Source organism: Stenotrophomonas sp. SAM-B (genome assembly GCF_013387485.1).
Lineage (GTDB): Bacteria > Pseudomonadota > Gammaproteobacteria > Xanthomonadales > Xanthomonadaceae > Stenotrophomonas > Stenotrophomonas maltophilia_AA.
On record NZ_JABBXB010000051.1, the window covers coordinates 1 to 429 of the forward strand.

A 429-nucleotide genomic window follows, 5' to 3' on the forward strand; every position below is an offset into this window, starting at 1 on the left:
AGCAGTGGGGAATATTGGGCAATGGGCGAAAGCCTGACCCAGCAACGCCGCGTGAAGGAAGAAGGTCTTCGGATTGTAAACTTCTTTTATCAGGGACGAAGGAAGTGACGGTACCTCATGAATAAGCCACGGCTAACTACGTGCCAGCAGCCGCGGTAATACGTAGGTGGCGAGCGTTATCCGGATTTACTGGGTGTAAAGGGCGCGTAGGCGGGGATGCAAGTCAGATGTGAAATCTATGGGCTTAACTCATAAACTGCATTTGAAACTGTATTTCTTGAGTGCTGGAGAGGTAGACGGAATTCCTTGTGTAGCGGTGAAATGCGTAGATATAAGGAAGAACACCAGTGGCGAAGGCGGTCTACTGGACAGTAACTGACGCTGAGGCGCGAAAGCGTGGGGAGCAAACAGGATTAGATACCCGAGTAG

1 rRNA gene is annotated in these 429 nt (G+C 50.8%); it reads left to right on the forward strand.

Annotation, left to right across the window (positions count from 1 at the left end):
* Nucleotides 1-429, forward strand: a 16S ribosomal RNA gene (locus HH110_RS19190); the annotation flags it as partial.